Here is a 12737-nt window from a genome sequence, read left to right on the forward strand (position 1 = left end):
GGCCGCTTATTAGCCCGTCCAAGAATTGGGGCGCAGTTCATTCGAGCTGCGGGGTTTTCCTTTGTGCCTCCGATGCGAAATGAATCGCTCAGATATTACTGATAATCGACGACGTCGATCCAGTTCTTCAGGAACTCATCGTTCACGTTGCGCTTGCGAGCGAGCTCGGAAGCGGCGACGATGCTCGTCCACTGACGCACGACCTGCATGGGCATGTCGGCGCGGTCGCAGTAGAGCTCCAGGTAGGCCTCGGCCTGATCCTTGCTGTTGAGGGCAAAGAGCAGGTAGGTGGTGGCAACGTCGGCAGCAGGGGAGCCCTGGGTAGCGTGTGCCCAGTCGCACACATAGAGCTGACCGTCGTCGCCGACGATGACGTTGGAGGGGTTGAAGTCGCCGTGGCAGACCTTGAACTCCTTGGTCATGCCGTCCAGACGCTCCTGAAGGTTGTAGCGCGTGGTGGCATTGAGCTGATCAAGGCTGTCGATCATGCGGGCGTACTTGTCGCGCTGACGGTTGAGCAGCGGGGAGGTGTAGCCGTGGATCTCGATCTGGAGGTCGACGAACATCTCGAGGTACTCACCAAAGCGCTGGGGCTCGGCAGTCATCTTCTCGGCAAGGGTGGTGCCCGGAACCTTCTCGGTCACGAGCGCCCAGCCGTTGGCGTTCTCGAGCTGGGAAACCTCGAGCGCCTTGGGGCTGCGGATGCCGCACTCATTGATGCGGGCAAGATTCAAAGCCTCGTTGAACACGTCGGAGACAGGCTTGGTCTCGTTAAAGACCTTGACAATCTTGTCGCCCAGGTCGTAAACGACCTTGTTGCCACGGCGGACGAGCTCGGTCTTGGAATCGGGTAGCAGCATGGTTGCATCCTTTCAACGATGCGATAGAAGCGACGGCGGGGGTGTGTGAAACACCCGTGCACCCCCGCCGTTAAAAACCGTGCTAAAACTAGCAGACGGCGTAATCCTGGGGCTCGCGGCCGTAGTAGGCGTCCAGGTAGAGCTCCTTGATCTCGCTCATGAGCGGGTAGCGCGGGTTGGCGCCGGTGCACTGGTCGTTGAATGCCTGCTCGGTCATTTCGTCGAGGGTGTCGAGGAAGTACTGCTCGTCAACACCGTAGTCGGCGATGGTCTTCTTGACGCCGATGAAGTCCTTGAGCTCCTCGAGCTTCGTGATGAAGTTCTCGAAGACCTCCTTGTCGTCCTTGCCCTCGATGCCGCAGTACTTGGCCATCTCGGCGTAGTTGTGCAGCGCGTTGGGGTAAGGATACTGGGAGAAGGTACCCATCTTGACGGGTGCCTCGGCGGCGTTGTAGCGCATGACGCGGGTCAGGATGACAGCGTTTGCGAGGCCGTGGGGCAGGTGATGGAAAGCGCCGAGCTTGTGGGCCATGGAGTGGTTGAGGCCCAGGAAGGCGTTGGCGAAGGCCATACCGGCCATGCAGGAGGCGTTGTGCATCTCCTCGCGGGCGTGCGGATCCTTGGCGCCGTTCGTGAAGCTGGAGGGCAGGTTCTCGAAGACGAGCTTGGCAGCGCGCTCGGAGAGGCCCTTGGTGTAGTCGGAAGCCATGATGGAGACGTAGGACTCGATGGCGTGGGTCATGACGTCGATGCCGGAGGCAGCGGTCAGGCCGCGCGGGGCGGTCATGCAGTTGTCGGCGTCGACGATAGCCATGTTGGGGAGCAGCGCGTAGTCGGCGAGCGGCCACTTGATGCCGGTCTCCTTGTCGGTGATGATGGCGAACGGCGTGCACTCGGAGCCGGTACCCGAAGAGGTCGGGACGGCGACGAAGTAGGCCTTCTTGCCCATCTCGGGGAAGGTGAAGATACGCTTGCGGATGTCCATGAAGTCCATGGCCATGTCCTCAAACTTGCACTCGGGGTGCTCGTACATCATCCACATGATCTTGCCGGCGTCCATAGCGGAGCCACCGCCGACGGCGATGATGACGTCCGGCTCAAAGAGAGCCATCTGCTTGGCGCCGCGACGTGCGCACTGCAGCGACGGATCGGGCTCGACGTCGTAGAAGCAGTCGTGGGCGATGCCCATCTCGTCGAGCTTGGCCTCGATGGCGCGGGTGTTGCCATTCTTGAAGAGGAACTGGTCGGTGACGATGAAGGCGCGCTTCTTGCCCATGACGTTGCCCAGCTCGTCGAGGGCGACGGGCGTGGAACCCTTCTTGAAGTAGACCTTCTCGGGAGCGCGGAACCACAGCATATTCTCACGGCGCTCGGCCACAGTCTTAACGTTGATCAAGTGCTTCACCCCAACGTTCTCGGAGACGGAGTTGCCGCCCCAGGAGCCGCAGCCCAGGGTCAGAGACGGCTTCATGCCAAAGTTGTACAGGTCACCGATGCCGCCGTGCGAGGACGGGGTGTTGATGACGATACGGCAGGCCTTCATGACGTGCTCGAACAGGCTGATCTTCTCGGCCTGGGCGGGGTGCACGTACAGAGAGGCGGTGTGGCCCGGGCCACCGGCAAGCACCAGGTGCTCGGCCTTGTCGACGGCCTCCTGGAAGTCCTTGGCGTGGTACATGGCCAGGACCGGGGAGAGCTTCTCGTGGGAGAACTCCTCCTTGGCGGGGTCGGTGGAGGTGACCTCGGCGATCAGGATCTTGGTCTTGGCGGGAACCTCGATGCCGGCGAGCTCGGCGATCTTGGCAGCGGCCATGCCGGGGATGCGGTGATCGAGAGCGCCGTTCTTGAACATGGCGGCACGCAGGGCCTCCATCTCGGCACCCTGCTTGACGAAGTAGCAGCCGCGCTTCTGGAACTCGGCCTTGACCTGGTCATAGATGGTGTCGATGACGGTCACGGACTGCTCGGAGGCGCAGATCATGCCGTTGTCGAAGGTCTTGGAGTGGATGATGGAGTTGACGGCGAGCAGCACGTCGGCGGTGTCGTCGATGACGACCGGGGTGTTACCGGCGCCAACGCCCAGGGCGGGCTTGCCCGAGGAGTAAGCGGCCTTGACCATGCCCGGGCCACCGGTGGCGAGGATGATGTCGACGTCGCGCATGACCATGTTGGTCAGCTCGATGGAGGGGACATCGACCCAGCCGATGATGCCCTCGGGGGCGCCGGCCTTGACGGCGGCGTCAAGCACGAGCTTGGCGGCGGCGATGGTGCACTTGGCGGCAGCCGGGTGCGGGGAGATGATGATGGCGTTGCGGGTCTTCAGGCAGATCAGCGTCTTGAAGATCGCGGTGGAGGTGGGGTTGGTCGTCGGGATGACGGCGCCCACGATGCCGATGGGCTCGGCGATCTTGGTGATGCCGTAAGCCTCGTCGCGCTCCAGGACACCACAGGTCTTGGTGTTCTTGTAAGCGTTGTAGATGTACTCTGCGGCGTAGTGGTTCTTGATGACCTTGTCCTCAAGAACGCCGCGGCCGGTCTCCTCGATGGCCATCTTCGCCAACGGGATACGAGCCTTGTTGGCGGCCATGGCGGCCTCATAGAAGATCTTGTCGACCTGCTCCTGCGTGTACGTAGCAAAAAGCGCCTGGGCCTCTCGCATCTGAGCGAGCTTAGCCTCAAGCGCCTCTACGTTGTCCACAATTGCGGGAGTAGTGTTTTCCGGTGACTTTTTCACCATTTGTGTCTCCTTGCGATCGGAGATTTACCCTACGCCTTGCATGATAGCAAGAAATTATTCGGCGAACGGTAAGATTCCCGTAAAAGGCACACTAAAACGCTTCAATAAACTGAAACGCTTTAACTAAAACTATCTGCCTGCTGCATCGCCCCGCTCATTGGGGACAGACTTACATGAGAATTTCAATCGGAAAACGGGAAGAACGGGGCATCTTCTTGACAATTGCTATTCGCGGGTCGCGGTTGAGTCAGACACGCAGGCGGTGCAGCTGCTCGACTATATTCGTCTCAATCTCGTGAAAGGTGCGCTTGGCTCAATCGAGGCGTACCGCTGGTCAAGCTACAGGGCATACCAGCTGGGTTACGATCCCTTTGACATCTGCAAACACTCATGTAAGTCTGTCCCCAATGAGTGCAAAAAGGCGCCCTCCGTAGGGGAGGACGCCTTTGGTAAGTTCTATATGAACGCGAGGTCTTTGACCCGGAGAGTCCGAGGTACTTGTTGGTAAGACCTTATTTAGGAGCGCGCAACCTTGCCAGACTTGAGGCAGGTGGAGCAAACGTTCATCTTGCGACGGTGACCATCGACGACAACGTAGACGCGCTGGATGTTGGGGCGGAACTTACGGTTGGTGACGCGGTGAGAGTGGCTGATGGAGCGACCGGCAACGGGGTGCTTACCGCAAACTTCGCAAACTTTGGACATAACTGACCCTCCTTGGGCGACAAACGAACATGTCGCGTTAACAAACAAGCCTGAACTATAGCACAGAAGTCGCTCCCTGTGCGCAATCTACACAGAGATATTCCTCTTTTGGCGATAGTGCCCACGCCACGGCCCTGGACGTAGATCCGATTTGCGTGCAGCAGAGGGGATTATGCCAGCTCGTGCGTGCGTTTTCAAGCTCGTCCCACAAATATATATAGGTTTATGGAGCATTGGGCTCCGTTTACGGATTGCTCTGTATTTATGCTCGCAATTAAGCTCGAGGTTGGCTACACTATCCCTTGACCATTAAAGGGGTACGAGATACCCACATGGAATTACATAGCTGCCATGCGAGCAGCCTTTCCTGTGGGTGTCTGGTCCGCTTTAAGCGGTCGGGCATCTATTTTTTTGACTGTGTCAGCAGTCAAGACATGTGAGGAAGGAGATCGATGGGCACGACTTCCCCCAAGGCGGTCATCATGGACGAGACCGCCGTCAATCGAGCGATGACCCGCATCGCGCACGAGATTCTCGAGCGCAACGAGGGCTGTGAAGACCTCGCTCTGGTCGGCATCGTCACGCGCGGCGACCTTCTGGCAAAGAAGCTCGCCGAGGAGATCAAGGAGATCGAGGGCGTCGAAGTTCCGCTCGGCAGCCTGGACATCAGCTTCTACCGCGATGACTATGCGACCAATTTCGCTCCCGCGATCCACGCCACCAACATTCCCTTTAGCGTCGACGGCAAGCGCGTCGTGCTGGTGGACGACATCCTGTACACGGGTCGTACCATCCGCGCTGCTCTGGACGCCGTCATGGACCTGGGCCGTCCGAGCCGTATTGAGCTGGCAGTTCTCGTTGACCGCGGTCACCGCGAGCTCCCCATCTCGCCGGACTTTGTCGGCAAGAACGTTCCCTCGTCGCATGAGGAGAACGTGCACCTATATATGAAGGAAGTCGACGGCCACACCGCCGTCGAGATTAACGACGTCGCGCCGGGTTCCCACGTGGGCTCCGCGCCGCTGGGAGGTGAGTAGTACCGTGGCGTTCAACCATAAGCACCTGATCGACATTACCGAGTACTCCGAAGAGGACATCAAGCTCATCCTCGAGACCGCCAAGGCGTTCTCTGAGGTCAACGAGCGTGCGATCAAGAAGGTCCCCACGCTCAAGGGTAAGACCATCGTCAACATGTTCAACGAGCCCTCGACGCGCACCCGTAGCTCCTTCGAGCTCGCCGAGAAGCGTCTTTCGGCCGACAGCCTCAACTTTGGCGGCTCCTCGACCTCCACGGTCAAGGGCGAGAGCCTCGTCGACACCGTCGAGACCCTCAACGCCTATAAGATCGACTGCATCGTCGTGCGCGATAAGCACGCCGGTGCTCCCTACATCGTCACGCAGAACTCGCCCGCGAGCGTCATCTGCGCCGGCGACGGCAAGCACAACCATCCCACGCAGGCCCTGCTCGACCTGTACACCATCTGGGAGCACAAGGGTGACTTCCACGGTCTGAAGGTCGCTGTCGTCGGCGATATCGCGCACTCCCGTGTCTGCGGCTCGCTGATTCCCGCCCTTAAGATCATGGGCTGCGAGACCTACGCCGTCGCCCCCGGCACGCTGTTGCCGCCGGCGCCCGAGGTCCTGGGCTGCGACCACGTGACGAGCGACCTCGATTCCGTCCTGCCCGAGCTGGACGTCGTCTACATGCTGCGCGTGCAGCAGGAGCGCCTCGAGGGTGCCCCGTTCCCGACCATTCGTGAGTACCACAAGCTCTTCGGTCTGACCAAGGACCGCGAGAAGCTCATGAAGCCCGATGCGATCATCTGCCACCCGGGCCCCATCAACCGCGGCGTCGAGTTCGACTCCTATATGGCCGACCACCCGCAACGCTCCGTCATCCTGGAGCAGGTCTACGCCGGTATCTGCGTGCGTATGGCTATCCTGTATCTGCTGCTTGGAGGTGCCGATAATGGCCTTGCTTCTTAAGAATGCCCACGTCGTCGACCCGTCCGTCGAGCTTGACGGTGTCGTTGACGTCCTGATTGACGGCGACAAGATCGCCGAGGTCGGCGAGAATCTCGCCGTCGAGGGAGCCGAGGTCCGCGACCTTTCCGGCAAGTACCTCGTCCCTGGCCTGGTGGATATGCACGTTCACCTTCGCGAGCCCGGCTACGAGGTCAAAGAGGACATCGAGAGCGGCACCCGCGCAGCTGCCAAGGGCGGCTTTACCGGCGTGTGCGCCATGCCCAACACCGATCCCGTCACCGATAACGGCACCGTCGTGGAGTTCGTCAAGTCCCGCGCTGCCGAGGTCGGTCACTGCCGCGTCTATCCGTCGGGCGCCATGACCCGCGGTCTTAAGGGCGAGGCCATGTCCGAGATGGGCGATATGGTCGCCCACGGCGCCGTCGCCTTCACCGACGACGGTCGCGGCGTGCAGGGCGCGGGTATGCTCCGTCGCTGCATGGACTACGGCAAGATGTTCGGCAAGGTCTTTATGAGCCATTGCCAGGACGAGGACCTGGTCGGCCACGGCCAGATCAACGAGGGCAAGGTCTCGACCCGTCTGGCTCTCGAGGGCTGGCCGGCTGCCGGCGAGGAGCTCCAGATCGCCCGCGACATCGAGATCGCCAAGCTGACCGGTGCCAAGCTGCACATCCAGCACATCTCCACCGCTCACGGTCTCGAGCTCGTGCGTGCCGGTAAGGCCGCTGGCGTCCAGGTGACCTGCGAGGCCACCCCGCACCACATGTTTCTGACCGAGAACGACTTGGACGAGACCTACAACACCTCGCTCAAGGTCAATCCGCCGCTGCGCACCGAGGAGGATGCCGAGGCCATCCGTCAGGGCGTCATCGACGGCACCGTCGACGTTATCGTCACCGATCACGCTCCTCACACCCCGTGGGAGAAGGCCCGTGAGTTCGAGCTTGCGCCCTTTGGTATGATCGGCCTCGAGACCTCGCTGTCGCTCGTACTCACCGAGCTGGTCAACACGGGCAAGATGAGCATGGGCCGCATGGTCGAGCTCATGGCCATCAAGCCGCGTGAGATCCTGGGTCTCGACCAGGTTCAGGTCAAGGCGGGCTCCGTTGCCGACCTGACCGTGTTCGACGCGTCCGCCACCTGGACGGTTGGCGAGGACGGTTACGAGTCGCGCGCCGAGAACTCCGGTTTTGCCGGCCGCACGCTCACCGGTCGTGCCACCGATGTGTTTGTCGGCGGTAAGCAGACGCTTGCCGACGGCTGCATCTGCTAGCATAGCCTTATCGCTTTTGTGCGCGGCGCCCTTGCGGTGCCGCGCTTTCTGTTCGTTTGGACCATGCAACCGCATGGGGGATTGGAGCGTCTATGCCCACACCTTCCACTGCACGCATGCACGACTTCGAGGTCGTCTCGAACCGGGAGATTGCCGACGGCATCTTCTCGCTCGTCATCTCGGCCCCCAAGCTTGCAAGTGCGCTCAAGCCCGGTCAGTTTGTGAACATCGCCGTACCCGGCGATGCGTCCTCGCTGCTTCGCGTGCCCCTGAGCTACTACCGCGCCGACGCCGAGGCTGGCACCGTCGAGCTGTGGTACGCCGTCGTGGGCGACGATACCCGTCGTTTGTCCCAGATGGGCCCTGGCTCCACCTCTAACCTGCTGGGCCCCGGTGGCCGTGGCTGGATGGTACCCGAGGGCACCAGGAAGGCCCTGCTCGTCGCCGGTGGCATCGGTGTTCCGCCCGTGCTGTGCCTTGCCGACAAGCTTGCCGAGCAGGGTGTAGCCGTCGACGTGTGCCTGGGCTTTGGCACCGCGTCCAAGGCCGTGGGCGTCGATGAGTTCCGCGCGCTGTGCGATACGGTTAACGTGTGCACCGATGATGGCACGCTGGGCACGCACGGTTTTTGCACCGACCCGGCATCCGAGCTGCTCGGCGAGGGCGGCTACGACTATGTGGCCAGCTGCGGCCCCGCCGTCATGATGAAGAAGGTCGCCGCCGCTGCCGCCGAGGCCGGCGCGTACTGCGAGGTGTCGCTCGAGCGCATGATGAGCTGCGGCTTTGGCGCCTGCAACACCTGCAATGTCGAGACGGTCGACGGTATGAAGGGCGCCTGCATGTGCGGCCCCGTGTTCGATGCTTCCAAGGTGGTGGTCTTCTAGTGGGTACCGTGAACATGGCCGTCGATTTCGGCGGCGTCAAGATGCAAAACCCCATCAACACCGCAGCCGGTACCTTTGGCTACGGCTGGCAGTTCCAGAACTTCTTTGATGTCTCCCAGCTGGGTGCCATCACCACCAAGGGTTGCGCTGCCGAGCCCTGGCCCGGCAATCCCGCGCCCCGCATGGCCGAGATTCCCGGCGGTATGATCAACTCCGTGGGCCTTCAGAACCCCGGCGTGGCCGCCTTTGCCCGCGAGTCCGGTCCGTGGCTCGAACAGCTGTCCAAGGACGGCTGCCAGGTCATCTGTCAGGTTGCCGGCCACTCCGTTGACGAGTTTGTCCGCGCACTCGAGATGTATGTCGAGCTGTGCCCCTGGGCTGCCGGCTACGAGATCAACGTGAGCTGCCCTAATATCGCCGCCGGCGGTGCCGCCATGGGCTCCACGCCCGAGGGCGCCTCTTCCGTTATGGCTGCCTGCCGCAAGGTGACCGATAAGCCGCTGTTCGTGAAGATGGCTCCGGTCAACGTCGCCGAGATCGCCAAGGCCCTCGAGGCTGCCGGCGCCGACGGCCTTTCAGTCATCAACTCCATCCAGGGCATGGCCATCGACGTCCATACCCGCAAGTCCCGCGTGGCCAAGCCCAAGGGCGGCCTTTCGGGCCCGCTGTGCCACCACATCGCCGTGCGCATGGTCTGGGAGGTTGCCCAGGCCGTCGATATCCCCATCAACGGTGTCGGCGGTGTCATGACCGGCGAGGATGCGGCTGAGTTTATCCTGGCCGGCGCCACCTGCGTGTCGGTCGGCATGGCCAACTTCGTCGATCCGTGCGCTTCGCTCAAGATCGCGCACGAGCTCGAGGCCTGGGCTGAGTCCCAAGGCGTGAAGGACATCAACGAACTGGTAGGTGCTTTCGAATGCTAGAGACCGATGCCCGCGACCGCGTAATCGTCGCTCTCGACTGCGACCGCGAGCGTGCGCTCGAGCTTGCCCACGAGCTTTCGGGCCATGCCGCCTGGCTTAAGGTTGGTATGACGCTCTATTACGCTGAGGGCCCCGAGATCGTCAAGACCTTTAAGGACCTGGGCTTTAAGGTCTTCCTTGACCTTAAGTTCCATGATATTCCGCATCAGGTTCGCGGTGCCGCCCGTTCGGCCTCGCTTGCCGGTGCCGACCTGCTCTCGGTTCACGGCTTGGGTTCGGGCGCCATGCTCGCTGCCTGCCGCGAGGGTGCCGAGGAGGCGCGCGAGGACCGCGCCAAGCTCGTCGCCATCACCGTGCTCACGAGCATGAATCAGGATGCCTTGAGCGAGATTGGCGTCGAGTCGCCGGTGGCCGAGGAGGCCGCCCGCCTGGCAAAGCTCGCTCAGGCCAACGGCATCGATGGCATCGTGTGCTCGCCGATGGAGGCTCACGACATGCGTGAGCTGCTGGGTCCTGATGCCCTGATCGTGACTCCGGGTGTGCGTCCGGTGGGTGCCGCCTTAGGCGACCAGTCCCGCGTGGCGACGCCTTCCCAGGCTATCGAGCGTGGCGCAAGCCACATTGTGGTGGGCCGTCCCATCACCGGCGCCGACGATCCGGTTGCCGCCTTTGACGCCATTGTCGCCGAGCTGGTCGAAAACATCGCGTAAAAGATTCCCCTAAGTCACCACTTTTGGGTCTCATTAGCACAAAATAGCCCCTGTGCCTGCGTAAACTTTCCCATCCTTTGTGTGGAATCGCAGGTCAGGGGCTTAACTTTGGGCGCAGTATATTGCACTTTTTGCGGGTATCGTCTAACCTATGGAGCCGCGATTGGGCATTTTGTACGTTCTACGTGCTAAAATGCCAATTATTGAATCAGATATAACCCAACTATTTGGAGGTACGAATGGCACTCCCTCAGCTTACCGATGAGCAGCGTAAGCAGGCTCTTGAGAAGGCTGCTGCCGCACGTCACGCCCGCGCTGAGCTTCGCGAGCAGATCAAGAAGGGCGAGAAGTCCCTCGAGTCCGTGCTCAACTCCGATGACCCCATCGCTTCCCGCATGAAGGTTTCCACCCTCATCGAGTCTCTTCCTGGTTATGGCAAGGCCAAGGCCGCCAAGATCATGGAGGAGCTTGGTATCTCCGCTACCCGTCGCGTCCAGGGCCTCGGCGTCCGTCAGCGCGAGCAGCTCCTCGAGCAGCTGACCAAATAAGTGAGCGCTCAGGATTCCAAGCTCTTTGTGATTTCTGGACCGTCAGGCGCAGGGAAGGGTACGCTCGTCACTCGTGTGCGCGAGCGCCGCTCGAACCTGGGCCTGACGGTTTCGGCTACCACGCGAGCACCACGCAAAGGTGAGGTCGACGGCGTCAACTACTTTTTTCTGACGCGCGAGGAGTTCGACCGCCGCGTGGCAAACGGTGAGTTTGTTGAGTGGGCCGAGGTCCACGGTAACTGCTACGGCACGTTGGTGAGCGAGGTCACATCCAAGCTCGCCTCTGGCGCATCTCTGATTTTGGAGATCGATGTCCAGGGCGCCCTGCAGGTGAAGGAGCGTTTCCCCGAGGCCGTGTTGATCTTTATCAAGCCGCCTTCGCTTGAGGTACTCCGCGAGCGCCTGGTCGGTCGCGGTACCGAGACGCCCGAGACGATTGAGCTGCGTATGGCAAACGCCGCCGATGAGCTTGCCCTTGCCGACCGCTACGACGACGTCGTGGTTAATGACGATCTCGACCGCGCGACCGATGAGCTCGTTCGCGTTCTCGATATGCATGAAAGGATCTGAGGTCCGTGTCCGTTGTAAAGCCTTGCATTGACGATCTTCTGGAGAAGACCGATCACAACCGCTTCCTGCTCGCTTCGCTTGCCTCCAAGCGCGCCTGCGACATTAACAGCATGCTGCGTGGCCAGCACAACCGCGTGCTTGCCGTCCAGGATGTCGATGACATCACCATCGGGCTTTCCGGTGCCGATACCATTTCGATGGCTATGGACGAGATTGTCGACGGCGACATCTCTTACGACGAGGCCCGTTACGAGAAGGCGCTCGGCCACAAGGTTGCTGAAGCCTAAATGGCGGCTCGCGTCTGCCTGGTCCACTATCACGAGGTTGGACTGAAGGGTAAGAACCGCGCACATTTTGAGCATATCCTCATGGATAACATCAAGGCGGCCTTGGCCGCCTTTTCCGTGAATGCCGTGTCTCGAATTTCCGGTTATATTCTCGTGACCTTTAACGAGCATCAGGCCGATGAGGCGGCGCGTGTCATTCGCACCGTTCCCGGCGTTGCTCGTGTGTCTTTGGCGTATCACACCAACCGCGACCCGCAAGAGTACTGCGCCGCCGCCGTGAAGGCACTGCGCGAGTTTGGTCCTTTCGATTCGTTTAAGGTGCACGCCAAGCGCTCCAATACTGACTATGAGCTCACCTCGATTGATATCAATCGTCAGGTGGGCGAGGTACTGTGCGAGGCCTTCCCCGATAAAAAGGTTCAAATGCGCGACCCCGATGCGATGGTGCACGTACTGGTGGTCCAGGGTAGCGTCTACGTGTATGCGCGCTCCGAGCGTGGCGTGGGCGGTCTGCCGGTGGGTTCTGCCGGCAAGGTCGTGACGCTGTTGTCGTCGGGTATCGATTCTCCGGTGGCGACCTGGATGCTCGCGCGTCGCGGCGCGGTGTGCGTGCCGGTACATTTCTCCGGTCGTCCGCAGACGTCCGATACGAGCGAGTATTTGGTGCAGGACATCATCCGTGCGCTTGAGCCAGGTGTCCAGATCGGCCGCCTGTACGTGGTGCCGTTTGGCGACTGCCAGCGTGAGATTTCGGTCACCTGTCCCAGCAACCTGCGCGTGATTATGTATCGCCGCATTATGTATTCGGTTGCCGAGCGCATTGCACACATCGAGGGTGCCAAGGCCATCGTTACGGGTGAATCGCTTGGGCAGGTTGCCTCCCAAACGCTTGAGAACATCATGGCCGTCAACGAGGCCGTGAAGATCCCCGTGTTCCGCCCTCTCATCGGTTCGGACAAGCAGGAGATCATCGCGCGTGCCGAGGAGATCGGTACGTTCGATATTTCGACTGAGGCCGCTCCCGACTGCTGCACGCTGTTTATGCCGCGTCGTCCCGAGACGCACGCTAAACTCGATGCCGTGCATGAGGCCTGGGAGTTGTTCGATCATGAGGAGATGATCGAGCACCTGCTCAAGCAGACCGAGTACATTGACTTCGAGAGCAACACGTATAAGGCCCCTAAGACCTTAAAACGCAAACATTCGGAGCTTGCTACGCGTGAGATTTACCAAGATCACGAGTAATTTTGTGCA

General features: G+C 60.9%; 13 protein-coding genes. 10 read left to right on the forward strand and 3 right to left on the reverse strand.

What is annotated here, in order from left to right; all coding sequences use genetic code 11:
- Positions 1 to 95 precede the first annotated feature (95 nt).
- The 3 genes from DWY51_RS06875 to rpmB form a co-directional block, all read right to left on the reverse strand.
- On the reverse strand, positions 96 to 860 hold the full coding sequence (locus DWY51_RS06875; RefSeq protein ID WP_035138543.1) for an aminoglycoside phosphotransferase family protein: 765 nt from the start codon (positions 858 to 860) through the stop codon (positions 96 to 98).
- A gap of 88 nt (positions 861 to 948) precedes the next feature.
- Positions 949 to 3597, reverse strand: coding sequence for a bifunctional acetaldehyde-CoA/alcohol dehydrogenase (gene adhE, locus DWY51_RS06880; protein ID WP_117770319.1), 2649 nt, complete (start codon positions 3595 to 3597; stop codon positions 949 to 951).
- A gap of 516 nt (positions 3598 to 4113) precedes the next feature.
- Positions 4114 to 4302, reverse strand: coding sequence for a 50S ribosomal protein L28 (gene rpmB / locus DWY51_RS06885; protein WP_022094725.1), 189 nt, complete (start codon positions 4300 to 4302; stop codon positions 4114 to 4116).
- Positions 4303 to 4754: 452 nt separating this feature from the next.
- Here rpmB and pyrR point away from each other — a divergent pair, with 452 nt between their 5' ends.
- From pyrR to thiI, 10 genes are all read left to right on the forward strand, one after another.
- Positions 4755 to 5339, forward strand: a complete 585-nt coding sequence (gene pyrR, locus DWY51_RS06890) for a bifunctional pyr operon transcriptional regulator/uracil phosphoribosyltransferase PyrR (protein WP_117770320.1) — start codon at positions 4755 to 4757, stop codon at positions 5337 to 5339.
- A gap of 4 nt (positions 5340 to 5343) precedes the next feature.
- The gene (locus DWY51_RS06895) at positions 5344 to 6288 is read left to right on the forward strand and encodes an aspartate carbamoyltransferase catalytic subunit (protein WP_035138537.1); all 945 of its coding nucleotides are present in this window, start codon (positions 5344 to 5346) and stop codon (positions 6286 to 6288) included.
- Entirely contained in the window at positions 6272 to 7561 is a 1290-nt protein-coding gene (locus DWY51_RS06900; RefSeq protein WP_117770321.1) for a dihydroorotase, read from the forward strand. Before DWY51_RS06895 ends, DWY51_RS06900 begins: the two co-directional genes overlap by 17 nt.
- A 116-nt stretch (positions 7562 to 7677) precedes the next feature.
- Positions 7678 to 8445, forward strand: a complete 768-nt coding sequence (locus tag DWY51_RS06905) for a dihydroorotate dehydrogenase electron transfer subunit (RefSeq protein ID WP_117770351.1) — start codon at positions 7678 to 7680, stop codon at positions 8443 to 8445.
- A 14-nt stretch (positions 8446 to 8459) separates the two neighbouring features.
- Entirely contained in the window at positions 8460 to 9368 is a 909-nt protein-coding gene (locus tag DWY51_RS06910; protein ID WP_006236128.1) for a dihydroorotate dehydrogenase, read from the forward strand.
- Complete coding sequence (gene pyrF / locus DWY51_RS06915; protein ID WP_117770322.1) at positions 9362 to 10078, forward strand: orotidine-5'-phosphate decarboxylase; 717 nt, start codon at positions 9362 to 9364, stop codon at positions 10076 to 10078. The genes DWY51_RS06910 and pyrF overlap by 7 nt, the downstream gene beginning before the upstream one ends.
- 239 nt (positions 10079 to 10317) lie before the next feature.
- Positions 10318 to 10626, forward strand: coding sequence for an integration host factor, actinobacterial type (gene mihF, locus DWY51_RS06920; RefSeq protein ID WP_006236130.1), 309 nt, complete (start codon positions 10318 to 10320; stop codon positions 10624 to 10626).
- The gene (gene gmk, locus DWY51_RS06925) at positions 10627 to 11196 is read left to right on the forward strand and encodes a guanylate kinase (RefSeq protein ID WP_006236131.1); all 570 of its coding nucleotides are present in this window, start codon (positions 10627 to 10629) and stop codon (positions 11194 to 11196) included.
- Between the two features lie 5 nt (positions 11197 to 11201).
- Positions 11202 to 11483 carry a DNA-directed RNA polymerase subunit omega gene (locus DWY51_RS06930; protein WP_035138532.1) on the forward strand — a complete coding sequence of 94 codons (282 nt, stop codon included), beginning with the start codon at positions 11202 to 11204 and terminating at the stop codon, positions 11481 to 11483.
- Entirely contained in the window at positions 11484 to 12728 is a 1245-nt protein-coding gene (gene thiI / locus DWY51_RS06935) for a tRNA uracil 4-sulfurtransferase ThiI (RefSeq protein ID WP_117770323.1), read from the forward strand.
- Positions 12729 to 12737 lie beyond the last annotated feature (9 nt).

This window comes from Collinsella sp. AF25-2LB (genome assembly GCF_003458415.1).
Taxonomy (GTDB): Bacteria; Actinomycetota; Coriobacteriia; order Coriobacteriales; family Coriobacteriaceae; genus Collinsella.

What these genes read in the sequence shown, in the direction of transcription:
- DWY51_RS06910 (WP_006236128.1), top strand. Translation starts at nt 8,460, where the DNA reads ATGGCCGTCGATTTCGGCGGCGTCAAGATGCAAAACCCCATCAACACC.
- mihF (WP_006236130.1), top strand. Translation starts at nt 10,318, where the DNA reads ATGGCACTCCCTCAGCTTACCGATGAGCAGCGTAAGCAGGCTCTTGAG.
- rpmB (WP_022094725.1), bottom strand. Translation starts at nt 4,302, where the DNA reads ATGTCCAAAGTTTGCGAAGTTTGCGGTAAGCACCCCGTTGCCGGTCGC.
- DWY51_RS06900 (WP_117770321.1), top strand. Translation starts at nt 6,272, where the DNA reads ATGGCCTTGCTTCTTAAGAATGCCCACGTCGTCGACCCGTCCGTCGAG.
- pyrF (WP_117770322.1), top strand. Translation starts at nt 9,362, where the DNA reads ATGCTAGAGACCGATGCCCGCGACCGCGTAATCGTCGCTCTCGACTGC.
- adhE (WP_117770319.1), bottom strand. Translation starts at nt 3,597, where the DNA reads ATGGTGAAAAAGTCACCGGAAAACACTACTCCCGCAATTGTGGACAAC.
- pyrR (WP_117770320.1), top strand. Translation starts at nt 4,755, where the DNA reads ATGGGCACGACTTCCCCCAAGGCGGTCATCATGGACGAGACCGCCGTC.
- DWY51_RS06905 (WP_117770351.1), top strand. Translation starts at nt 7,678, where the DNA reads ATGCACGACTTCGAGGTCGTCTCGAACCGGGAGATTGCCGACGGCATC.
- thiI (WP_117770323.1), top strand. Translation starts at nt 11,484, where the DNA reads ATGGCGGCTCGCGTCTGCCTGGTCCACTATCACGAGGTTGGACTGAAG.
- DWY51_RS06875 (WP_035138543.1), bottom strand. Translation starts at nt 860, where the DNA reads ATGCTGCTACCCGATTCCAAGACCGAGCTCGTCCGCCGTGGCAACAAG.